General features: G+C 65.1%; 20 protein-coding genes. 4 read left to right on the top strand and 16 right to left on the bottom strand.

Annotated features, from left to right (window positions below; genetic code table 11):
• Positions 1–94: 94 nt before the first annotated feature.
• Positions 95–2,281 carry a polyphosphate kinase 1 gene (gene ppk1 / locus GEV37_RS03030; protein ID WP_386111264.1) on the bottom strand — a complete coding sequence of 729 codons (2,187 nt, stop codon included), beginning with the start codon at positions 2,279–2,281 and terminating at the stop codon, positions 95–97.
• 104 nt (positions 2,282–2,385) lie between these two features.
• Complete coding sequence (gene hemB / locus GEV37_RS03025) at positions 2,386–3,399, bottom strand: porphobilinogen synthase (RefSeq protein ID WP_227388690.1); 1,014 nt, start codon at positions 3,397–3,399, stop codon at positions 2,386–2,388.
• Positions 3,400–3,562: 163 nt separating this feature from the next.
• Between hemB and elbB the strand changes: the two genes are divergently transcribed.
• Positions 3,563–4,234 carry an isoprenoid biosynthesis glyoxalase ElbB gene (elbB, locus tag GEV37_RS03020; protein WP_227388689.1) on the top strand — a complete coding sequence of 224 codons (672 nt, stop codon included), beginning with the start codon at positions 3,563–3,565 and terminating at the stop codon, positions 4,232–4,234.
• Between the two features lie 79 nt (positions 4,235–4,313).
• On the opposite strand, the gene tatC is transcribed toward elbB, so the two are convergent.
• From tatC to GEV37_RS02955, 13 genes are all read right to left on the bottom strand, one after another.
• The gene (gene tatC, locus GEV37_RS03015) at positions 4,314–5,090 is read right to left on the bottom strand and encodes a twin-arginine translocase subunit TatC (protein ID WP_227388688.1); all 777 of its coding nucleotides are present in this window, start codon (positions 5,088–5,090) and stop codon (positions 4,314–4,316) included.
• Positions 5,087–5,572 (bottom strand): Sec-independent protein translocase protein TatB, encoded by a 486-nt coding sequence (gene tatB / locus GEV37_RS03010; RefSeq protein ID WP_227388687.1) that lies wholly within the window; start codon positions 5,570–5,572, stop codon positions 5,087–5,089. The genes tatC and tatB overlap by 4 nt, the downstream gene beginning before the upstream one ends.
• 3 nt (positions 5,573–5,575) lie before the next feature.
• Positions 5,576–5,845, bottom strand: coding sequence for a Sec-independent protein translocase subunit TatA (tatA, locus tag GEV37_RS03005; RefSeq protein WP_227388686.1), 270 nt, complete (start codon positions 5,843–5,845; stop codon positions 5,576–5,578).
• 52 nt (positions 5,846–5,897) lie between these two features.
• Positions 5,898–6,248, bottom strand: a complete 351-nt coding sequence (locus GEV37_RS03000; protein ID WP_227388685.1) for a phosphoribosyl-ATP diphosphatase — start codon at positions 6,246–6,248, stop codon at positions 5,898–5,900.
• Positions 6,249–6,321: 73 nt separating this feature from the next.
• Positions 6,322–7,944, bottom strand: coding sequence for a ubiquinone biosynthesis regulatory protein kinase UbiB (gene ubiB / locus GEV37_RS02995; RefSeq protein ID WP_227388684.1), 1,623 nt, complete (start codon positions 7,942–7,944; stop codon positions 6,322–6,324).
• Entirely contained in the window at positions 7,941–8,588 is a 648-nt protein-coding gene (locus GEV37_RS02990) for a ubiquinone biosynthesis accessory factor UbiJ (protein ID WP_227388683.1), read from the bottom strand. Before GEV37_RS02990 ends, ubiB begins: the two co-directional genes overlap by 4 nt.
• Before the next feature lie 37 nt (positions 8,589–8,625).
• Positions 8,626–9,381 (bottom strand): bifunctional demethylmenaquinone methyltransferase/2-methoxy-6-polyprenyl-1,4-benzoquinol methylase UbiE, encoded by a 756-nt coding sequence (gene ubiE / locus GEV37_RS02985; RefSeq protein WP_227388682.1) that lies wholly within the window; start codon positions 9,379–9,381, stop codon positions 8,626–8,628.
• Between the two features lie 118 nt (positions 9,382–9,499).
• Positions 9,500–9,883, bottom strand: coding sequence for a gamma-butyrobetaine hydroxylase family protein (locus GEV37_RS02980; protein ID WP_227389198.1), 384 nt, complete (start codon positions 9,881–9,883; stop codon positions 9,500–9,502).
• Positions 9,884–9,989: 106 nt separating this feature from the next.
• Positions 9,990–11,312: an ATP-dependent protease ATPase subunit HslU gene (gene hslU / locus GEV37_RS02975; protein ID WP_227388681.1), complete on the bottom strand. Its 1,323-nt coding sequence runs from the start codon at positions 11,310–11,312 to the stop codon at positions 9,990–9,992.
• A 10-nt stretch (positions 11,313–11,322) separates the two neighbouring features.
• Positions 11,323–11,856: an ATP-dependent protease subunit HslV gene (hslV, locus tag GEV37_RS02970; protein WP_227388680.1), complete on the bottom strand. Its 534-nt coding sequence runs from the start codon at positions 11,854–11,856 to the stop codon at positions 11,323–11,325.
• 177 nt (positions 11,857–12,033) lie between these two features.
• Positions 12,034–12,771 (bottom strand): SPOR domain-containing protein, encoded by a 738-nt coding sequence (locus tag GEV37_RS02965; protein ID WP_227388679.1) that lies wholly within the window; start codon positions 12,769–12,771, stop codon positions 12,034–12,036.
• Positions 12,772–12,774: 3 nt separating this feature from the next.
• Positions 12,775–14,460, bottom strand: a complete 1,686-nt coding sequence (gene argS / locus GEV37_RS02960) for an arginine--tRNA ligase (RefSeq protein ID WP_227388678.1) — start codon at positions 14,458–14,460, stop codon at positions 12,775–12,777.
• Positions 14,461–14,598: 138 nt separating this feature from the next.
• Positions 14,599–16,845 (bottom strand): primosomal protein N', encoded by a 2,247-nt coding sequence (locus GEV37_RS02955; RefSeq protein ID WP_227388677.1) that lies wholly within the window; start codon positions 16,843–16,845, stop codon positions 14,599–14,601.
• Between the two features lie 145 nt (positions 16,846–16,990).
• On the opposite strand from GEV37_RS02955, the gene rpmE reads away from it, so the two are divergent.
• A complete protein-coding gene (gene rpmE, locus GEV37_RS02950; RefSeq protein WP_227388676.1) occupies positions 16,991–17,206 on the top strand; it encodes a 50S ribosomal protein L31 in 216 nt (71 codons plus the stop codon).
• A 300-nt stretch (positions 17,207–17,506) separates the two neighbouring features.
• Positions 17,507–18,778 carry a malic enzyme-like NAD(P)-binding protein gene (locus tag GEV37_RS02945; RefSeq protein WP_227388675.1) on the top strand — a complete coding sequence of 424 codons (1,272 nt, stop codon included), beginning with the start codon at positions 17,507–17,509 and terminating at the stop codon, positions 18,776–18,778.
• A gap of 90 nt (positions 18,779–18,868) precedes the next feature.
• On the opposite strand, the gene GEV37_RS02940 is transcribed toward GEV37_RS02945, so the two are convergent.
• Entirely contained in the window at positions 18,869–19,687 is an 819-nt protein-coding gene (locus GEV37_RS02940; protein ID WP_227388674.1) for an acyl-CoA thioesterase, read from the bottom strand.
• Between the two features lie 65 nt (positions 19,688–19,752).
• Between GEV37_RS02940 and tadA the strand changes: the two genes are divergently transcribed.
• Positions 19,753–20,205: a tRNA adenosine(34) deaminase TadA gene (gene tadA / locus GEV37_RS02935; protein WP_227388673.1), complete on the top strand. Its 453-nt coding sequence runs from the start codon at positions 19,753–19,755 to the stop codon at positions 20,203–20,205.
• Position 20,206 lies beyond the last annotated feature (1 nt).

Genomic DNA, 20,206 nt, shown 5'->3' with positions numbered 1-20,206 from the left:
GGGGCCGGTTCATGACGGGGCAAGGCGCGCGGTGTCGGTCGCCGCGATGACAAGCGGATAGCTTCTCATACTCCCGAGCGCTTGCCCACGCGCGTCAGCTCTTCGAGGCGAAGGCGTAGAGCAGGGTCTCCTGGGCGCTGATCGCATCGCCCGCGCCCGGCGACTGCAGCTGGTAGCTGCCATCGCTTTGCAGGAGCCAGCTCTGGCAGTTGTCCACCAGGTAGGTCTCGAGGTCCTTGCGTACCCGGTTGGCGAGTTTCTTGTCCTTGAGCGGGAAGCAGGTCTCGACGCGGTGGAACATGTTGCGCGGCATGAAGTCGGCGCTCGAGCACCAGATCTCGGGTTTGCCGCCGTTGTGGAAGTGGAACACTCGGGTATGCTCCAGAAACCGCCCGATGATCGAGCGCACGCGGATGTTCTCCGACACGCCCTTCACCCCTGGACGCAGGCAGCACATGCCGCGAATGATCAGGTCGCACTTCACGCCCGCTTGGGAGGCGCGGTAGAGCGCCTTGATCAACTTGGGCTCGGTGAGCGAGTTGCACTTGATGATGATGTGGCTGCGCTTGCCCTTGGCGGCGAACTGAGCCTCGCGGTCGATCATCTCGATGAGCTTCGGATGCAGCGTGAAGGGGGCGTGCAGGAGAGTGTCGATGCGGCGCGCCTGACCCATGCCGGAGAGCTGCTGGAAGACCCGGTGCACGTCGGCACACAGCGTCTGGTTGGCGGTCAGCAGGCTGTAGTCGGTGTAGAGCTTGGCGGTCCTGGCGTGATAGTTGCCGGTGCCGAGATGGGCGTAGTGGCGCAGCTCACCCTTTTCGCGGCGCACGATATGCAGCATCTTGGCGTGGGTCTTGTAGGCCATGATGCCGTAGATCACGATGGCGCCGGCCTCTTGCAGGCGCGAGGCGAGCTGCAGGTTGTCGGCTTCGTCGAAACGTGCGCGCAGCTCGATCACCACCGTGACCTCCTTGCCCTGGCTCGCCGCATCGACCAAGGCGCCGACGATCGACGAGTCCCCCCCGGTGCGATAGAGCGTCTGCTTGATCGCCAGCACGTCCGGGTCGCGTGCCGCCTCACGCAGGAGCTCCTCGATAGGGGAGAACGACTGGAATGGGTGGTGGAGCAGGAGGTCCTGCTTGGCGATGGCATCGAACAGGCTGCCTTCCTTCAGCGCCTTGGGCACGCTCGGCGTGAAGGGTCGATACCGGAGCTCGGGCCGGTCGACGTCGCCCAGTACCGACATCATGCGCGTCAGGTTCACCGGGCCCTCGACCCGGTAGAGATCCTCCTGGCCCAAGTCGAACTGGCGCAGCAGGAAATCGGTCAGCCCCTCGGGGCAGTTGTTGGCCACCTCCAGGCGTACGCCGCTGCCGTAGCGCCGGGCGAGCAGCTCGCCCTTGAGCGCCGAGGCGAGATCCGAGACTTCCTCGGGGTCGACGCTCAAGTCCGCGTTACGGGTCAGCCGGAACTGGTAGCAGCCGAGCACGCGCATGCCGGGAAAAAGCTCCTCGGCGTGGGCATGGATCATCGACGACAGGAACACGTACTCGGCGAAGCTCTCGGCGCACAGCGCCCGGGGCAAGGCGATCAGGCGCGGCAGCGAGCGCGGCGCGGGCAGGATCGCCATGCCGCCGGAGCGCCCGAATGCGTCCTTGCCCTCGAGCTCGACGATGAAGTTGAGGCTCTTGTTGACCAGACGCGGAAACGGGTGAGAAGGGTCCAGGCCGATGGGGCTGATCACCGGCATGATCTCGGTATCGAAGAACGTGCGTACCCACGCCTTCTGCGCCTCGGTCCACTGATCGCGGCGGCGAAAGCGCAAGCCCTGGGCCTCCAGCGCAGGCAGGAGGGTCTCGTTCAGAATCTGGTACTGGCGGGCGATCTGGCGGTGGGCGATGTCGGAAATGTCGGCCAGTACCGCCTTGGGCAGGCGGCCATCCACCGAGGTGGTGTCGTCGTTGAGAGCGATCTGGTGCTTGAGACCAGCCACGCGGATCTCGAAGAACTCGTCCATGTTGGAGGAGAAGATCAGCAGGAACATCAGCCGGTTCAGAAGCGGGTGAGCGTCGTCCAGCGCCTGTTCGAGCACCCGGATGTTGAACTGCAGGTGGGAAAGCTCGCGGTTGAAGTAGAGCTCCGGGTCGTCCAGGTCGGTCTGCGCCAGGGCCTCCTTGGCCTGCACGCCGGTCGGGGTGCGGTTGATGCGCAGCGCCGGAAGATCACCCTCGATGCCGGCGCCCTCGACGCCTTGAAGCGGTGTGGACTCCGACGTGTGCATCTCCATGGCCTTACCCCCTGCAGAGTGGCTGTCGCGCCGGCGGCGCTTATCTTGAACGTAGTGCGAAACCTCGCATTCTGCAGGGGGAATATGACACTTCGGTGTCAGCGCGCGGGGCGCTCGGTGAGCAGGCGCGCGGCGTCGAGGGCGAAGTAGGTGAGAATGCCGTCGGCGCCGGCGCGCTTGAAGCACATCAAGGATTCCAGGATCACCGCATCGGCATCGAGCCAGCCGTGGTCGAAGGCGGCGCGGTGCATGGCGTACTCGCCGCTCACCTGGTAGGCGAAGGTGGGCACGCCCAGTTCGCTCTTGACCCGGTGCACCACATCGAGATACGGCATGCCGGGCTTGACCATCACCATGTCGGCGCCCTCATTGAGATCGAGCGCGACCTCGTGAATCGCCTCGTCGGTATTGGCCGGGTCCATCTGGTAGGTGCGCTTGTCGGCTTTACCCAGGTTGCCCGCCGAACCCACCGCGTCGCGAAACGGGCCGTAGTAGGCGGAGGCGTACTTGGCGCTGTAGGCCATGATGCGCACGTTGTGCAGGTTGTCCTGCTCGAGCACCCGGCGAATGGCGCCGATGCGCCCGTCCATCATGTCGGACGGCGCCAGCACGTCGGCGCCGGCCTCGGCGTGGGAGAGTGCCTGCTTGAGCAGCGTGTCCACGGTGCGGTCGTTCTGCACGTAGCCGTACTCGTCGAGAATGCCGTCCTGGCCGTGGCTGGTATAGGGGTCGAGCGCCACGTCGGTGATCAGGCCAAGTTCCGGCAGCGCGGCCTTGAGCGCGCGCACGCAGCGCTGGATCAGGCCATTCGCGTTGTAGGCCTCCTCGGCGAGTTCGCTCTTGTGCTCCGGGCCGACCACCGGGAACAGCGCCAGCGCCGGAATGCCGAGTTCATATGCTTCGCGGGCCTGCTCGATCAGAAGATCGATGGAAAGGCGCTCTACACCGGGCATCGAGGCCACCGCTTCGCGCTGGTTCTCGCCCTCGAGCACGAACACCGGCAGGATCAAATCGGACGGGGTCAGGTGGGATTCACGCATCAGGCGGCGCGAGAAGTCGTCGCGGCGCATGCGGCGCATGCGGGTGGCGGGAAATTGACGGGGTGTGCTCATGAACTCTCCGCTTGGCTCGTATGAGTAAGGCCTTTTCAACACGAGTATATCAGCCACGGCCTGCGGCGAAAGCCGCCTTGTGGCGCTCGTCGAGAGTGACTAGAGTGTCGACTCGACTATGACGCTGGCTTCGCGCTCATAGACATAACCAAGGGAGTGAGGCATGGGCAAACAAGTAGCAGTGATTCTGGCCGGCTGCGGCGCTTATGACGGATCGGAGATTTACGAAACCACGCTGACGCTTCTGCGCCTGGACCAACTGGGGATCGGCTACCGCGCCTTCGCGCCGGACATCGAGGCGCACCACGTCATCGACCACCGCACCCAGGACGTGGCCGAGGGCGAGACGCGCAACGTGCTCACGGAGTCCGCGCGGCTGATGCGTGGCGACATCTGGCCGATCGACGAGCTCGACGCCGACGCCTTCGATGCCGTGATCGTCCCCGGCGGCTTCGGGGTGGCCAAGAACCTTTGCGACTTCGCCGAGAAGGGCGATGCCATGGAAGTGCTCGAAAGCCTCAAGCCCGCGCTTGCCGCCTTCAAGGAGGACGCCAAGCCCATTGGTCTGATGTGCATCGCGCCGGTGCTGGTACCGAAACTGCTGGGCGACGGCATCGCGGTGACCATCGGCCGCGACCCTGGCGTATCCGGGGCGATCAGCGCCATGGGCGGGCTGCACCGTGGCTGCGACGTCGACGACATCGTGGTGGACCTCGAGCACCGGGTGGTGACCACGCCGGCCTACATGCAGGCCAAGCGCATCAGCGAGGCGGCCAGCGGCATCTTCAAGTTGGTCGAGCGGATCGACGAGATGATCGACCAGACCCGTGACTGATACTTGGTTATCTCGCCATGAAATGAAAAAGCCTCTGCACATTGCAGAGGCTTATTTCTTTTTGATCGACGGGCCGGCGCTAGTCGGTGGCGTCTTCGGCGGCCTGCCGGCGACGGCGTACCAGCCGGCCGAACAGCAGGCCCACCTCGTAGAGCAGGTACATGGGAATCGCCAGAAGGCTCTGCGAAATCACGTCCGGCGGGGTCAAGAGCATGCCGATCACGAAACATCCCAGGATGATGTAGGGGCGCTTCTGCGACAGGCTCTCCACGGTGGTCGCCCCGGAGAGGATCAGCAGAAACGTCGCGATGGGAATCTCGAAGGCCACGCCGAAGGCGAAGAACAGCTTCAGCACGAAGTTCAGGTACTGGTTGATGTCGGTCATCACCGCCACGTTGGCCGGGCCCGTCTGGGTGAAGAACTCGAACAGCAGCGGGAACACCACGTAGTAGGCGAAGGCCGCGCCGGCATAGAACAGCGCCACGCTCGAGACCAGTATCGGTATCGCCAGGGCCTTCTCGTTGTCGTAGAGTCCCGGGGCGATGAATGCCCAGGCCTGGTGCAGCACGAAGGGAATCGCCAGGAATACCGCGACCACCAGGGTCAGCTTGAACGGCGCCAGAAAGGGCGAGGCCACTTCCGTGGCGATCATCTGCGAGCCCGGGGGCAGCATGGCCATCAGGGGATCGGCCACGAAGGTATAGAGATCGTTGGCGAAGGCGTACAGCGCCAAAAAGATGACCACGATGACCACCACCGCCTTGATCAGGCGCGAGCGCAGCTCGATCAGGTGCTCGATCAACGGGGCCTGGGTCTGCTCCTCGCGCGCCTTGTCTGAATCGCCCGGCTTGCTCATGGGGAGGTACTATCCTTCTTCGGATCGGCCTTCTTCGGATCGGCCTTCTTTGGGTCGGCCTTCTTCGGGTCGGTGTCGGCGGGTACGTCGGTGGTCGGTGCCGGCGAGACCACGGGCTCCTCGTGAACCGTCTTCAACGCGTCGTCGAGGTGGGTTCTGGCCTCTTCCACGTACTGGTCGGCCTGTGCGGGGCTTCCGCCCGGGCGCGAGGTGACGCGCGTGACATCGGCGATACGTTCCACGTCGCGTTTGGCCTGGGAGAGGCTCTCGTCGAGCTTCTTCTGCTGGTCGCTGAGCTTCTGGCGAAGCTCCTCGGCCTCGAGCTGAGCGGTGATTTCGCGCTGCATGCCCGATACCGTCCGCTTGATCTTGCCGATCCACATGCCAGCGGTACGCGCGGCCTTCGGCAGCCGCTCGGGGCCGAGCACCACCAGCGCCACGATACCGATGAGCACGAGTTCGAGAAAGCCGATATCCAGCATGGCTTACGGGCGCTCCTCGAAGCGCTTCTCGTCCGCCTTGCGCTTCTCTTCAGCCTGGACATCGAACGTGTTGCCCGGCTCCTCGTGGGCGACGCGGGCGGCGTCGTCACGCTCGGCGCTTTTGTCTTTTTCGTCTTCGCTCATGGCGCTCTTGAACCCTTTGACCGCGCCGCCGAGATCGGTGCCGACGTTGCGCAGCTTCTTGGTGCCGAAAATCAGGATGATGATGCCCAGAACGATCAAGAGCTGCCAGATACTGATGCCACCTAACATAGTCGTTTCCTCATGAAGAAGGATCAAAGAACGGGTGATTTCTTATTCGGGATCAGCGCTGCCGGGACGCCTTTTCGTCGTGGCCCGAGACCCCGAAGCGGCGGGCGAGCTCGTCGAGCACGCCTTCATGATCGAGCCCAAGATGCGAGAGCATGACCAGGCTATGAAACCACAGATCCGCGGTTTCGGCGATAACCGCCTGACGCTCGCGCTCGCCGCCGTGCTCGGCATCCTTGGCGGCGAGCACGACCTCGACGGCCTCTTCGCCCACCTTCTCGAGAATCTTGTTGAGCCCCTTGTGATGCAGGGAGGCAACGTAGGAGTCCTCCGGTGCGGCGTGGCGGCGCTGGTCAAGCACCCGGGCGAGATGGTCGAGAACGGGCGATGTGTCGGCGGTGCTCATCGAAATCCTTGGGTCAATGCGCTTGAAATGAAAGGGGCCCAGATGGCATGAGTGTAGCGTAGCTTGGGCGCCATTACTGCCATAAAAGCAGGATCAGGCCGGCGCCTGCCGCGGCGAGCAGCGGCCAGGGCTGGGCCAGCGCCCACTCGCTCAGAGGCTGCCAGGCCAGGGCCACGGCCACCAGCGCCACGCCGATACGCAGGCGGTGATGGCGCTTTCTCTGCTGGGCGTACTTCGCCTCGAGCTCGGTGATGGCGTTGGCCTGGGCGTGGCGCTGGCGATGCTCTTGCTCCATGCGACCCAGCGCCTGATGGGCGAGCACCGGAAGCTCGGGCAGTTGACGCGAAAGCTCCGGTGCCTGGCGCTTGAGCGACTCCCAAAGCCCCCCGACCCCGGCGCGCTCCTTCATCCACTGCTCGAGATACGGCTTGGCGGTGCTCCACAGGTCGAGCTCCGGGTAGAGCTGGCGACCCAGACCCTCGATGTTGAGAAGCGTCTTCTGCAGCAGCACCAGCTGCGGCTGCACTTCCATGTTGAAGCGCCGCGCGGTCTGGAACAGTCCCAGGAGTACCTGGCCGAAGGAGATGTCCTTGAGGGGCTTTTCGAGAATCGGCTCGCACACCGTACGAATGGCGGCGGCGAACTCGTTGGCGCGGGTATTCTCGCCGACCCAGCCGGACTCGATGTGGAGTGCGGCCACCTCATAGTAATCCTGGTGGAAGAAGGCCAGCAGGTTGCGCGCCAGATAGTCCTGGTCTTCCCGGGTGAGGCTGCCGACGATCCCGCAGTCGATGGCGATGTACTGCGGGTCCTGCGGGTTATCGGCGTTGACGAAGATGTTGCCCGGGTGCATGTCGGCGTGAAAGAAGTTGTCGCGAAACACCTGGGTGAAGAACAGCTCGACCCCGCGCTCGGCGAGCTTCTTGAGGTTCACGCCCTTTTTCATCAGGGTATCGAGATCCGCCACCGGCACCCCGTGGATGCGCTCCTGGACCATGACGTGGCGCCGGGTGAAGGGCCAGTAGATGGTCGGCACGAACAACAGCGGCGAATCCTTGAAATTGCGCTTGAGCTGGGAGGTGTTGGCGGCCTCCTTGTAGAGATCCAGCTCGTCGAACAGCGTCGACTCGTAGTCGCGGATCACCTCCACCGGGCGCAGCCGACGCGCCTCGGGTACCCGAGCCAGCAGCTTGGCGACGCGGTACATCAGCGCCATGTCCTGGCGCATGATCGCATCGATACCGGGGCGGATGATCTTGACCACCACTTCCTCGCCGCTGTGCAGGGTGGCAGCGTGGACCTGGGCGATGGAGGCCGACGCCAGCGGCGCGCGATCAAAGCTCGCAAAGGCCTGATCCAGCGTCATCTCGAGCTCTTTCTCGACCCGCGCGACGGCCCGGTCGCCGGGGAACGGCGGCACCTGATCCTGAAGCCTTCTGAGTTCGTCGGAGATGTCGTCCGGCAGCAGGTCGCGGCGGGTCGAGAGCATCTGGCCGAACTTGATGAAGATCGGCCCCAGCGACTCCAGTGCCAGGCGCAGGCGCTCGCCACGTGAGCGCTGGCCGACGGGAATCAGGCGCAGCGGCATGAACCACATCACGAAACGCGACCACAGCGGCAGGCGTTCGATGGGGATCAGCGTATCCAGACGGTGGCGTGCGATCACCCAGAGGATCTTGAACAGCCGCAGGCTCATGAAGCGCGCTCCGTGGCCAGCGCCTTCAGGCGCCGCTCCAGGCGATGAAAGCGCGCCTCTAGCCGGTCGGTAGCCTCGTCGAGCTCGGTGAGGGCGTCGCGCAGCACCTCGCGCTGGGCGCGGCCAGGTAGAAGTTTGGCCTCCTCGAAGACATACTCGGAAACGTCCTGGAAGAGCTCCTCCTTGGCGCGCAGGCCAAAGCGGCCCAGCCGGCGCATGCCTTGGGCGAGTGAGTGAGCGGGGGTCGCGCCGAGCCAGGTGGCGAGCTCGCCTTCCCAGTCGAGATCCAGGTCGAAGAACAGCTCCCGAGTGGCTTCCAGTACACCGATGCGCCCGCGCACCGCCAGCTTGCCCTCGAACATCAAGCGCTCGAGCGAAGCGCCGCCAAGCCACTCGGAGAAGGTTTCCGGAGTGAGCTCGACGACGGCGTCCGCCTCGGATTCATCGACCTCGTCGCCGGGCAGCAGGTCCACCCCCGCCGCGTGGTAGGCGAGCAGCAGGGCCAGGTGAGGTTGCTCGAACCGGATCAGCAGCCGGCTGCCCGAAAGCGCCGCGAGCCGGTTGGGGGCTGCCGGATCGCGGGCGAGCAGCGCGTTGAGTGTGCGTTCACAACCGGCCAGCAGCAGGGTCGGGGTTAACAGCATGACCACCTCGGGGCCGTCGGCGTCGGTGTCCGCCGCGTCATAACTTGATGCCGCGATGCAGCGCGACGATGCCGCCGGTCAGGTTGGTGTACTCGACGCGCTCGAGGCCGGCGGCCTCCATCATCGCCTTCAACGTTTCCTGGTCCGGGTGCATGCGGATCGACTCGGCAAGATAGCGATAGCTCTCGCCATCCTTGGCCACAAGCTCCCCGATCCTGGGCAAAAAGCGAAACGAGTACTCGTCGTAGGCCTTGGTCAGCAGCGGGTTATCGGGCTTGGAGAACTCCAGCACCAGCAGGCGCCCACCGGGCTTGAGCACGCGCGCCATCGAGCGCAGCGCGGCGTCCTTGTCGGTGACGTTGCGCAGGCCGAAGGCGATGGTGATGCAGTCGAAGTGGTTGTCCGGGAACGGCAGGCACTCGGCATTGGCCTGAACGTACTCGACGTTGCCGCCCACGCCGTTGTCGATCAGCTTGTCACGGCCGACATTGAGCATCGAGGCGTTTATGTCGGCCAGCACCACCTTGCCGCGTGGGCCGACCAGGCGCGAGAACTTGAGCGTCAGATCGCCAGTACCGCCGGCGATATCCAGCACCCGATGGCCCGGGCGCACCCCGGCGCGCTCGATGGTCAGGCGCTTCCACACCCGATGGATGCCGAAGGACATCAGATCGTTCATCACGTCGTAGCGCGCGGCCACCGAGTGGAAGACATCGGCCACGCGAGAGGCTTTCTCGTCGAGCGGAACTTCCTGGTAGCCGAAATGGGTAGTGCGCTTTTCCGTGGGGCTCATGAGGCGGCGGGCTCCCGAGTTCGAGGCGGAGGTCGATGGCGCGGCGGCCATCGCTTGAATTGGGTTGGCTGTATTGTAGCCTTCTCTTGGCCGCTTTGTCTGCGCCGTGGCGCAATCGTCACAGCTCCTTGAACAGAATGCCCTTGGGCTCGCGCGAGGCGCCGGCGCTGGCCAACTGATCCAGGTATTCCGCCCAGTAGGTATCCTGGTGGGTGGCGATCTCGTAAAGGTAATCCCAGCTGTAGAGGCCGCTGTCGTGGCCATCGTCGAAGTGCAGCTTGAGCGCGTAGTGGCCGGTCTGGGTGATGTTCAAAAGGCCCACGTCGCGCTTGCCGGTCTGCAGCACGGCGCTGTCGGCGCCGTGGCCACGTACCTCCGCCGAGGGCGAGTAGACGCGCAAGAGCTCGATCGGCACGCGGTAGTGAAGATCACCCGGGTAGGTCAGCTCCAGCAGGCGGTTCTTCTTGTGGTAGTGCACGTGAGTGGGAATCGGGCTGTCCATGAGGCTCTCCTTGAGCGAGCGGTGAATGGACGACAGGCGGGCGCGAACGCCCGCCTGCAAGGCGTGGATCATCGGTTCGAGGCCTCGGCCTACATAATGCTTCAGCCTACAGAATATAGCGCGACAGGTCCTCGTCGACAGCGAGCTCGCCAAGCTGGGCGTTGACGTAGTCGGCGTCGACCACCAAGGGGCTATCCATGTCGCCGCCCTTGAAGGAGGCCTCTTCGAGCAGACGCTCCATCACGGTGTGCAGGCGCCGCGCGCCGATGTTCTCGGTGCCTTCGTTGACCTGCCAGGAGATCTCGGCGATACGCTCGATGCCGTCCGGGGTGAACTCGACGTCGAGCCCTTCGGTGGCGAGCAGCGCCTGATACTGCTTGGTGAGCGAGGCCGAGGGCTCGGTCAGGATGCGCTTGAAGTCGTGGGGCGTGAGCGCATCGAGCTCGACGCGGATCGGCAGGCGGCCCTGGAGCTCCGGAATCAGATCAGAAGGCCGCGACAGGTGAAACGCGCCGGAGGCGATGAACAGGATGTGGTCGGTCTTGACCATGCCGTACTTGGTCGACACGGTGGAGCCTTCGATCAGCGGCAGCAGATCGCGCTGCACGCCTTCGCGGGAAACCTCGCCGCCGCTCGACTGGCCGCTCCCCTTGGCGACCTTGTCGATCTCGTCGAGAAACACGATGCCGTGCTGCTCGACCGCCTCGACGGCGCGCGCCTTGATTTCCTCCTCGTTGACGAGCTTTCCGGCCTCCTCGTCACGCAGCAGCACCAGTGCCTCCTTGACGGTGACGCGGCGGTTCTCGCGCTTTTGCTGGCCCATGCTGGAAAACAGGCTCTGCAACTGGTTGGTCATTTCCTCCATGCCCGGCGGGGTCATGATGTCCACGCCTTGGCCCTGGGAGGTGACCTCGATATCGATCTCCTTGTCGTCGAGCTGGCCCTCGCGCAGTTTCTTGCGAAACGACTGGCGGGTGGCGTTCTCTTCGCGCGGCTTGTCTTCCTGGCCGCGGGGCGGCGGCAGCAGGGCGTCGAGCACGCGATCTTCCGCGGCGTCCTCGGCGCGGTGGCCGACCTCCTCCTTGGCGTGCTCGCGTACCATCTTGATCGCCGCTTCCATCAGGTCGCGAATGATCGACTCGACGTCTCGGCCGACGTAGCCGACCTCGGTGAACTTGGTCGCTTCCACCTTGATGAACGGCGCGCGGGCGAGCTTGGCCAGGCGCCTGGCGATCTCGGTCTTGCCCACGCCGGTCGGGCCGATCATCAGGATGTTCTTCGGCGTGACTTCCGGACGCAGGTCGGCCTCGAGCTGCATGCGCCGCCAGCGGTTGCGAAGCGCAATGGCCACGGCGCGCTTGGCGTCCTTCTGGCCGATGATGTACTGATCGAGGGCGTGAACGATTTCGCGGGGGGTCATCTGGGTCATGAAAAAGGCCTCAACGGTCGTCGATGTTCAGCTCTTCGAGCGTGACGTGGTGGTTGGTGAATACGCAGATGTCGCCCGCGATTTGCAGGGATTTCTCGGTGATCTCCCGCGCGCTGAGTTCGGTGTTTTCCAAAAGTGCCCGGGCGCTGGCCTGAGCGAAATTGCCGCCGGAGCCGATGGCGATGATGCCGCGCTCCGGCTCGACGACATCGCCGTTGCCGGTGATGATCAAGGAGGCGCTGTGATCCGCCACGGCCAAGAGTGCTTCGAGGCGGCGAAGCGCGCGGTCGGTGCGCCAGTCCTTGGCCAGCTCCACGGCGGCCTTGGTCAGGTGGCCTTGGTACTTCTCGAGCTGGGCTTCGAAGCGCTCGAACAGGGTAAAGGCGTCCGCGGTGCCGCCGGCAAAGCCAGCCAGCACCTTGCCCCGATAGAGGCGGCGCACTTTGCTGGCATTGCCCTTCATCACGGTATTGCCAAGCGAGACCTGGCCGTCGCCGGCGAGGGCGACCTGGTGTCCGCGGCGTACGGATACGATCGTGGTCATGGAGGTGACTCCTTGAGGGAGCGAGGCTCCCGATGACGTGTCGGTCGCCAGGCGACCGCAACTGGGTTGAGCGCCGGATGAACGGGCGCATCGATAAAGCGAATGACAACAAAATGCGGGCGGTCGATGAAAAATCAACCGCCCGCAGCGTGGGGAGGGGCAGATTGTCGCAGCGCGTCAGTTCTGCAACTGGATCAGTAGCGGCTCGATGCCCTGGGTAGTCATCAAATCCTGAGCGCGGTTGAGCTCGCGGGTGTCCTCGTAAGGTCCGACCTGAACGCGATGCCAGGTGTCGCCGCTGGCCTGCACTTCGGTGATCTGGGCCAGCAGACTCAAGTTTCGAAGCCGCGAGCGCAGCTGCTCGGCATCGGCGAGGTCCTTGAAGGAGGCTGCCTGGAGCATGTAACGCCCCGGCGCGGCAGCAGGCGCCTGTGCCGGGGGCTGCGCCTGCGCGCTCGGCTGCTCCTCGGAGCGGGTGTTGGCGGCGATCACCTGGGCGATCAGGTCGTCGCCCCCGGCGCCTTCGGCGGCGGGCTCATCCGGCGTCTCGGCCACCTCGGGGCGGTTGACCGTCGAAGGCAGCGCCACGCCCGGCGCGATGACCTCGGTTTCCGGCAGCAGCGTGTAGAACTCGAAGGTCGGCATCGCCGGTTCGGACGGGTTCTCGCTCTGGCGGGCCGCGCCGCGGTCATCGCCGCCCTGGGAAGACTTGGGCAGTACCGTGGCCTGGGGCGTATCGTCCTGTTCCTGCCACGGGGCGGTGCCGTGCTGGTGCTGGGCGAGAAAGAAGCCCGCCACAATCCCGGCCATGCCCCACAGCCAGCCGGGCAAGCGAAAGCCGCTGCCGGGTTCTCTCGGCGCCTTGCGCTGAGTGGTGGCGCCGCGGCGAGAAGGGCGTTTGCGTGCGCGGGCCATGGGTTACATCTCCTCGGGGGCGCTGACGCCCATCAGGTCCAGGCCGTTGCGCAGCACCTGGCGGGTAGCGATGCCGAGCGCCAGGCGAACGTTTCGAAGCGCGTCGTCGTCGACCATCACTTTCACCGCGTTGTAGCAGGTGTGGAAGTCGCCGGCCAGGTCGAGAAGGTACTGGGCGACCTGTTGCGGCTCGCGGGAGCGCGCGGCCTGCTCGACCACTTCCGGGTAGCGTGCCAGGCGGTTGAGCACCGCCTTCTCCTGGTCGCTGTCGAGGCTGGCCAGGTTTGCCAGGGCCTGGGTGTAGTCGAAAGCGCGCGACTCCGCCTCGGCCTTTCTGAGCATGCTGCACACCCGGGCGTGGGCGTACTGGACGTAGTAGACCGGGTTATCGTTGGACTGCGAGCGGGCCAGGTCGATGTCGAAGGTGAGCTGGGAGTCCGCCCGGCGCGCGGCAAGGAAGAAGCGCGTGGCGTCGCGCCCTACCTCGTCGATCAGATCGCGCAGCGTCACGTAGCTGCCGGCGCGCTTGGAGAGCTTCACCTCGACGCCCGAGCGGGTCACCATCACCATCTGGTGCAGCACGTAGTCCGGGTAGCCCTTGGGAATGCCGGCTTCCAGCGCCTGCAGCCCGGCGCGCACCCGGGTCACGGTGGAGTGGTGGTCGGCACCCTGCTCGTTGATCACGGTCTTGAAGCCGCGGTTCCACTTGTCGAGGTGGTAGGCGACGTCCGGCAGGAAGTAGGTGTAGCCGCCATCGCGCTTTCTCATCACGCGATCCTTGTCGTCACCGAAATCCGTGGTGCGCAGCCACATCGCGCCGTCGTCCTCGTAGGTGTGGCCGTTTTGCGTCAGCCGCGCGACGGTGTCCTCGACCTTGCCCTGTTCGTAGAGCGAGGACTCCAGGAAGTAGACGTCGAAAGCCACGCCGAAGGCCTTGAGGTCCAGGTCCTGCTCGCGGCGCAGCCACGCCACGGCGAACGCCTGAATGGCGTCCAGGTCGTCGGCATCGCCCTGGGCGGTCACTTCGCGGTCGTCGGCGGTGACGGTCTTGCCGGCCAGGTAGTCCTTGGCCACGTCGATGATGTAGTCGCCGCGATAGCCATCTTCGGGCCAGGAGGCGTCGTCCGGACCGAGGCCCTTGGCGCGTGCCTGCACCGAGCGCGCCAGGTTCTGGATCTGGGCGCCGGCATCGTTGTAGTAGAACTCGCGAGTGACCTCAAACCCGGTGGCTTCCAGCAGTCGGCACAGACAGTCGCCGATCGCCGCCCCCCGGCCGTGGCCGACGTGCAAGGGACCTGTCGGGTTGGCAGAGACGAATTCGACCTGCACCTTCTCGCCCTGGCCGACCAGGCTGCGCCCGAAGGCGTCGCCCGCGTCCAGGATGTTGGCGACGATCTGGGCGGCGGCGTCGGCGGCGGCGAAGAAGTTGATGAAGCCGGGGCCGGCGATCTCGGTCTTGGCAATGGCGTCGCTTTCGGGCAGGGCCGCGGTGAGCTTCTCGGCCAGCTCGCGCGGCTTGAGACCGGCAGGCTTGGCCAGCATCAGGGCCAGGTTGGTGGCGTAGTCGCCGTGGGCCTTGTCCTTGGTCGGATCGATCTTGATGGTCGCGGTCAGGTCATCGGGCAGCACGCCTTGGTGCTTCAGCGCATCGATCGCGCTCTGGAGCAGGGAAGTGATCGTCTCTTTCATTTGAATATCCGAAATTCTGGTGGCGGCGTGCGCAGATAAACGCGTCGTGCAAAATGCAAAAACGCCATTATCGGCATTTGGCGCCGAGTTTCAAAGCCGTATCGCGTTTCGAACGGTCGGGTTCGAGTGAGCGCTCACTCAGGAGAGCGTCTGTGGGTCGATGTCGATCGACCAGCGCACGCGGCTCGCCTCGCGGTTGGCGTCGAGCCACTGCACCAGGTAGTTCGCCGCCGCATGGCGCTGGCTGCGCTTGTCGGCGGCGAGCAGCAGATGAACGTGATAGCGGTTCTGACGCCGCTCCATCGGCGCCGGCACCGGGCCCAGGCAGCGCGCCTGCGTGCCAGAGTGCGCAAGCCAATGGCGAAGCGCCTGGGCCGCTGCCTGGGCGAGCGCCAGCGCCGCCTGCTCCTTGGCGCTCTCCAGGCGCAGCAGCGCCATGTAGCCAAAGGGCGGGAGCTTGGCGAGCCTTCGCTCCTCGAGCAGGTCACGAGCGAGTGCCCCGTAGCCGTGCTCGGCGAGCTTGCCCAGGTGCGGGTCGTCCGGGTGCAGGGTTTGCACCAGCACTCGGCCGGGGTGGGCGGCTCGCCCGGCGCGCCCGGCCACCTGTTCGAGCAGCTGGGCGCTGTGCTCGAGCGCGCGAAAGTCCGCGCTGTAGAGCCCGCCGTCGGCGTTGACCACCACCACCAGCGTGACGTGGGGCAGGTGGTGGCCCTTGGCGAGCATCTGGGTGCCGACCAGAATGCACGGCTCGCCGCGATGGACCTCCTTGAGAATCGCATCGAAACTGTCCTTGCGCCGGGTGCTGTCGCGGTCGATGCGGTGGATCGGGGTGTCCGGAAAAAGCCCTTGGAGAGTCTCTTCGCTGCGCTCGGTGCCCGAGCCGAGCGCGCGCAGGTCGCCGCTTCCGCACTCCGGGCAGGCGTCCGGCAGCGCTCGGCGGCTGTCGCAGTGGTGGCAGGCCAGAAGCGGTGGCTGACGGTGCAGCGTCATGCGCGCATCGCACTGGTCGCAGTCCGCCATCCAGCCGCAGGCGTGGCAGGCCAGGCGCGGGGCGAAGCCGCGCCGGTTGATGAACACCAGCGCCTGCTTGCCGGCCTCGAGGGTCGCGGTGATCGCCTTGATCGCCGAGGGCAGAAGCCCCCCTTGGCGGCGCTGGTGGCGAAGGTCCGCAAGTTCGAGCTTGGCCGGCGGGTGACGGCTGGGGCGCTGGGTAAGGCGCAGGTGGCGGTAGTCGCCGGAAAGCGCGCGGGAAAGGCTCTCCAGCGACGGCGTGGCGCTGCCCATCAGAAGCGGGATGGCGTGGTGATGGGCGCGGGCCACGGCGAGATCGCGTGCGTGGTAGCGCAGCCCGTCGTGCTGCTTGTAGGAGCCATCGTGCTCCTCGTCGACGATGATCGCGCCAGGGCGGGCGAGCGGAGTGAAGATCGCCGAACGGGTGCCGATCACGATCAGCGCGCGGCCATCGGCGGCGGCTTCCCAGGCGTCCATGCGCTCGGCATCGTTGAGCCCGGAGTGCAGCGCCACCACCGGCACCTTGAAGCGGCTCTTGAAGCGTGAAAGCGTCTGCGGGGTCAGGCCGATCTCCGGTACCAGTACCAGTGACTGCTTGCCCTTGGCGGCAATGGCCTCGATCAGTTGCAGGTAGATCTCGGTCTTGCCGCTACCGGTCACGCCCTCGAGCAGGCAGGGGTGGTAGCCGTCGAGGTTCTCGTGCAGCGCAGAAAGCGCCGTTGCCTGCTCGCGATTGAGCGGCAGCGCCGGCGAGGCGAGAAGCCCCGAGGGTGTGTGACCTGCCTGGCGGGCGACCTCGGTGGCGAGGGCGAAGCCCTTGCGCGCCAGCGCCTCGAGCTGCGCCCGGGTATAGCCGTGGGCGCTGATCGCCTGGGCGGGAAGGCCATGAGCGTGCTGGCGCAAAAGCGCATGGAGCGCGGCCTGACGGGGGGCGTTTCTGAGCTCGGTCGCATCCCGCTCGGTGACCGCCTGCCACTGCAGGTAAGTGCGCCCGGCCAGGGGATGGCCCTGGCGGAGCCTGGCCGGCATGGCGATCTGCAGGGTATCGCCCAGGCCGTGCTGGTAGTAGCGCGCGGTGAAGCGGCAAAGCCACAGCCAGTCCTCGGGCAGCGGCGCATCGTCGAGCACCTCGGCGACGGGTTTCAGTTTTTCCCGGGGCAGCTCGCTTCTTGCCAGCAGCCCGACCACCACGCCGACCACGTCGCGCCGGCCGAAGGGCACGCGCACGCGAAGCCCCACCTGCCAGCCGCCGGAGGGAACCCGATGCGCCGGAAGATAGTCGAACAAGCGACGAAGCGGTGAGGGCAGCGCCACCTGCAGCGCCCCCGGCGATGCCGAACCCGGAGCGACGCGGGAAGAAAAGGAGTCTGACAATTGGCCTCCGCCGTTAAAGTTGCTAGAATATGCGCCCGCTCGGCGCTTTGCCAATGAAGCGGGCAATCCGGTTAGCAGTTATTTCAAACCCCTATGCGGTGCCTGGCAGCAGATCAGGTGGCGGCATGAGTATGCGAGGTTCACGATGAAACAAGGTATCCACCCGAATTACAACATGGTCACCGCTACTTGCTCTTGCGGCAACAGCTTCCAGGTAGGTTCGACCTCTGGTCAGGACTTCTCCCTGGACGTGTGCTCCAACTGCCACCCGTTCTACACGGGCAAGCAGAAGCAAGCGTCTACCGGTGGTCGTGTAGAGCGCTTCAACAAGCGTTTCGGCGCTGCCATCAAGCGCGGCTGATAGCCCCCGCTTGCCGGTGCCTCGGTGCCGGGTGCGAAAAACCCACGCGATTGCGTGGGTTTTTTTATGGCTAAAAAATGAAACGAATTTCCATTAATTGCTGCGATGCATCAATAAGCAATGCATTATGGCTGAATCTGTTTGCTATAAGTTGCAGCAAATGACTGCTAAAATCATGGAAAAGTTTTTAAAGCGGCCTAATATCTCCTTTTTTCAATCAGGTTGACGGCCTCCTTGAGTGATCATCGCTTTTTCTATATTCTGATGCGACATATCTACTTTAGGATAATGGATCTCCTCATGACGGACGCCAACAAGCAGGCCGCGCTCGATTACCACGCCTATCCCATTCCCGGAAAGCTGTCGGTCGAACTGACCAAGTCCACCGCCTCCGCGCGCGATCTGGCGCTGGCCTACAGCCCGGGCGTGGCCGAGCCGGTACGCGAGATCGCTCGTGATGCCGAAAACGCCTACCGCTACACCGGCAAGGGCAACCTGGTGGCGGTGATCTCCGATGGCAGCGCGATCCTGGGGCTTGGCAATCTGGGGCCGCTGGCCAGCAAGCCAGTCATGGAAGGCAAGGGCGTGCTGTTCAAGTGCTTCGCCGGCATCAACTCGGTGGACGTCGAGGTCGACGCCGAGACACCGCAGGAGTTCATCGACACCGTGGCGCGCATCGCCGATACCTGGGGCGGCATCAACCTCGAGGACATCAAGGCGCCGGAGTGCTTCGAGATCGAGAAGGCGCTGATCGAGCGCTGCAAGGTCCCGGTCTTCCACGACGATCAGCACGGCACCGCCATCGTCACTGCCGCCGGCATGCTGAACGCCCTCGAGATCGCCGGCAAGCGCATCGAAGACGTCAAGATTGTCTGCCTGGGGGCGGGCGCGGCGGCGATCGCCTGCATGCGTCTTTTGATCTCCTGTGGCGCGCAAGCCGAGAACCTCGTCATGCTCGACCGGCGCGGCGTGATCCATACCGAGCGCGAAGGCATCAACGAGTACAAGGCCGAGTTCGCCCGCGACACCGACATGCGCACTCTTGATGACGCCATCGACGGCGCCGACGTGTTCATCGGGCTTTCCGGTCCGGGGCTGGTGAGCGCCGACCACGTCAAGAAGATGGCCGCCGACCCGATCATTTTCGCCTGCACCAACCCGGACCCGGAAATCCACCCGGACGTCGCACGCCAAGCGCGCCCGGACGTGATCATGGCTACCGGACGCTCGGACTTCCCCAACCAGGTCAACAACGTACTCGGTTTCCCGTTTATCTTCCGCGGCGCGCTCGACGTGCGTGCCACGCGCATCAACGAGGCGATGAAGCTCGCCGCGGTGCACGCGCTGAAGGATCTAGCCCGCGAGCCGGTGCCGGAAGAAGTGCTGAACGCTTATGAAGGCCGCGAGATGAGCTTCGGTCGTGACTACATCATCCCGACCCCGGTCGACGTGCGCCTTCTGGAGCGCGTCTCCTCAGCCGTCGCCCAGGCCGCCGTGGACTCCGGCGTTGCGCGCAAGCCGTACCCGGCCCACTATCCGCTCAAGACCATCGACAACGTCTACGGCGGCTAGAAACGTCTCGCTCGGATAGCCGTTGTGCCTATAGCAAGAAGCCCGTCATCGACGGGCTTCTTTGCGTTCAAGGCTTCTGCGTTCAGGGCATCACGCCTGCGGGTAGCGCGTCAGCCCCTCCTGGGCGGTAGAGGCCACAAGCCGCCCGTGGCGGTCGAAGATGCTGCCGCGGGCAAGGCCGCGAGCACTGCCTGCCCAAGGCGAGTCGATTGAGTAGAAGAGCCACTCGTCGATGCGGGTGTCCTCGTGCAGCCACAGCGCGTGATCGAGGCTTGCGATACGCAGTTGCGGGTCGCGGAACTTGACACCATGGGGAATCAGCCCGGTGGTCAGAAGGTTGAAGTCCGACGAGTAGGAGAGCAGATGGCGGTGCAGCGCGGGGTCGTCCGGAAGCTCGCCCTTGATGCGAAACCACAGGCCCCGGCCGGCCGGGGCGGCGGGGGTCGGGTTATTATCCAAGTGCAGGAATTCGATCGGGTGGCCGGGGAAGCGCTCGTGCTTGACGTTGCCCTCCTCGATCAGCGACTCGGGGCTCTGCACGTCGGGCATGGTGAGCTGGTGCGTGAAACCTGGCTCGCGCAGCTGGAACGAGGCGCTGCAGAAAAAGATCGGTCGCCCCTTCTGGATCGCGGTGACCCGGCGGGTGGTGAAGCCCCGGCCGTCGCGCACGTTGTCGACCTGATAGACCACCGGGCGATGCGGGTCACCCGGGCGCAGAAAGTAGCCGTGCTGGGAGTGGGGCAGGCGGTCGGGCTCCACGGTGCGCGCCGCCGCCGCCAATGCCTGGCCGAGCACCTGCCCGCCGTAGAGCTGGGGAAAACCCAGGTCCTGGCTCTGGCCGCGAAACAGCGTCTCTTCCAGGGTCTCGAGCTCGAGCAGATTCACCAGTGTCTTCAGCGCGTCGTTCATTCTCGGTATCCTGTGACGTTTGGCCGCTCTAGAATCGGCTAGCTACCTTAACGGAGTTCGCCTCGATGCGCAGCGACGAATTTTACATGCACCGGGCGCTCGACCAGGCGCACCGGGCCGCCGCCGCCGGCGAGGTACCGGTCGGGGCGGTGGTGGTCGACCCGCAAGGCGAGATCATAGGCGCCGCCCACAATGCGCCGGTCGAAAGCTGCGACCCTTGCGCCCACGCGGAAGTTCGCGCGCTGCGCGAGGCGGGCCAGGCGCTTGGCAACTACCGCCTTGACGGCTGTACCCTGTATGTCACCTTGGAGCCCTGTATGATGTGTGCAGGTGCCATGATTCACGCGCGCATCAAGCGGCTCGTCTACGCCGCCGCCGAGCCGCACACCGGCATGGTCGAATCGAAGGCCAACCTTCTCGCCCAGCCCTGGTTCAACCACCGGGTCGACATCGAGGCGGGCGTGCTGGCGCCGGCCTCCAAAAAGCTCTTGAAGGCGTTCTTCGCCCGGCGCCGCTAAC

Source organism: Vreelandella malpeensis (assembly GCF_020622355.1).
Classification (GTDB): domain Bacteria; phylum Pseudomonadota; class Gammaproteobacteria; order Pseudomonadales; family Halomonadaceae; genus Vreelandella; species Vreelandella malpeensis.
Note: the sequence above shows the minus strand (reverse complement) of the source record. Positions and strands in the feature narration are given on the sequence as shown.

Bases quoted from the DNA above. Each gene is read 5' to 3' on its own strand.
- ubiB (WP_227388684.1), bottom strand. From the start codon at position 7,944: ATGAGCCTGCGGCTGTTCAAGATCCTCTGGGTGATCGCACGCCACCGT.
- tatC (WP_227388688.1), bottom strand. From the start codon at position 5,090: ATGAGCAAGCCGGGCGATTCAGACAAGGCGCGCGAGGAGCAGACCCAG.
- tatB (WP_227388687.1), bottom strand. From the start codon at position 5,572: ATGCTGGATATCGGCTTTCTCGAACTCGTGCTCATCGGTATCGTGGCG.
- GEV37_RS02940 (WP_227388674.1), bottom strand. From the start codon at position 19,687: ATGAACGACGCGCTGAAGACACTGGTGAATCTGCTCGAGCTCGAGACC.
- argS (WP_227388678.1), bottom strand. From the start codon at position 14,460: ATGAAAGAGACGATCACTTCCCTGCTCCAGAGCGCGATCGATGCGCTG.
- GEV37_RS02965 (WP_227388679.1), bottom strand. From the start codon at position 12,771: ATGGCCCGCGCACGCAAACGCCCTTCTCGCCGCGGCGCCACCACTCAG.
- GEV37_RS02945 (WP_227388675.1), top strand. From the start codon at position 17,507: ATGACGGACGCCAACAAGCAGGCCGCGCTCGATTACCACGCCTATCCC.
- ubiE (WP_227388682.1), bottom strand. From the start codon at position 9,381: ATGAGCCCCACGGAAAAGCGCACTACCCATTTCGGCTACCAGGAAGTT.
- rpmE (WP_227388676.1), top strand. From the start codon at position 16,991: ATGAAACAAGGTATCCACCCGAATTACAACATGGTCACCGCTACTTGC.
- hslU (WP_227388681.1), bottom strand. From the start codon at position 11,312: ATGACCCAGATGACCCCCCGCGAAATCGTTCACGCCCTCGATCAGTAC.
- GEV37_RS02980 (WP_227389198.1), bottom strand. From the start codon at position 9,883: ATGGACAGCCCGATTCCCACTCACGTGCACTACCACAAGAAGAACCGC.
- GEV37_RS02990 (WP_227388683.1), bottom strand. From the start codon at position 8,588: ATGCTGTTAACCCCGACCCTGCTGCTGGCCGGTTGTGAACGCACACTC.
- GEV37_RS03000 (WP_227388685.1), bottom strand. From the start codon at position 6,248: ATGAGCACCGCCGACACATCGCCCGTTCTCGACCATCTCGCCCGGGTG.
- tatA (WP_227388686.1), bottom strand. From the start codon at position 5,845: ATGTTAGGTGGCATCAGTATCTGGCAGCTCTTGATCGTTCTGGGCATC.
- hemB (WP_227388690.1), bottom strand. From the start codon at position 3,399: ATGAGCACACCCCGTCAATTTCCCGCCACCCGCATGCGCCGCATGCGC.
- elbB (WP_227388689.1), top strand. From the start codon at position 3,563: ATGGGCAAACAAGTAGCAGTGATTCTGGCCGGCTGCGGCGCTTATGAC.
- tadA (WP_227388673.1), top strand. From the start codon at position 19,753: ATGCGCAGCGACGAATTTTACATGCACCGGGCGCTCGACCAGGCGCAC.
- hslV (WP_227388680.1), bottom strand. From the start codon at position 11,856: ATGACCACGATCGTATCCGTACGCCGCGGACACCAGGTCGCCCTCGCC.
- ppk1 (WP_386111264.1), bottom strand. From the start codon at position 2,281: ATGCACACGTCGGAGTCCACACCGCTTCAAGGCGTCGAGGGCGCCGGC.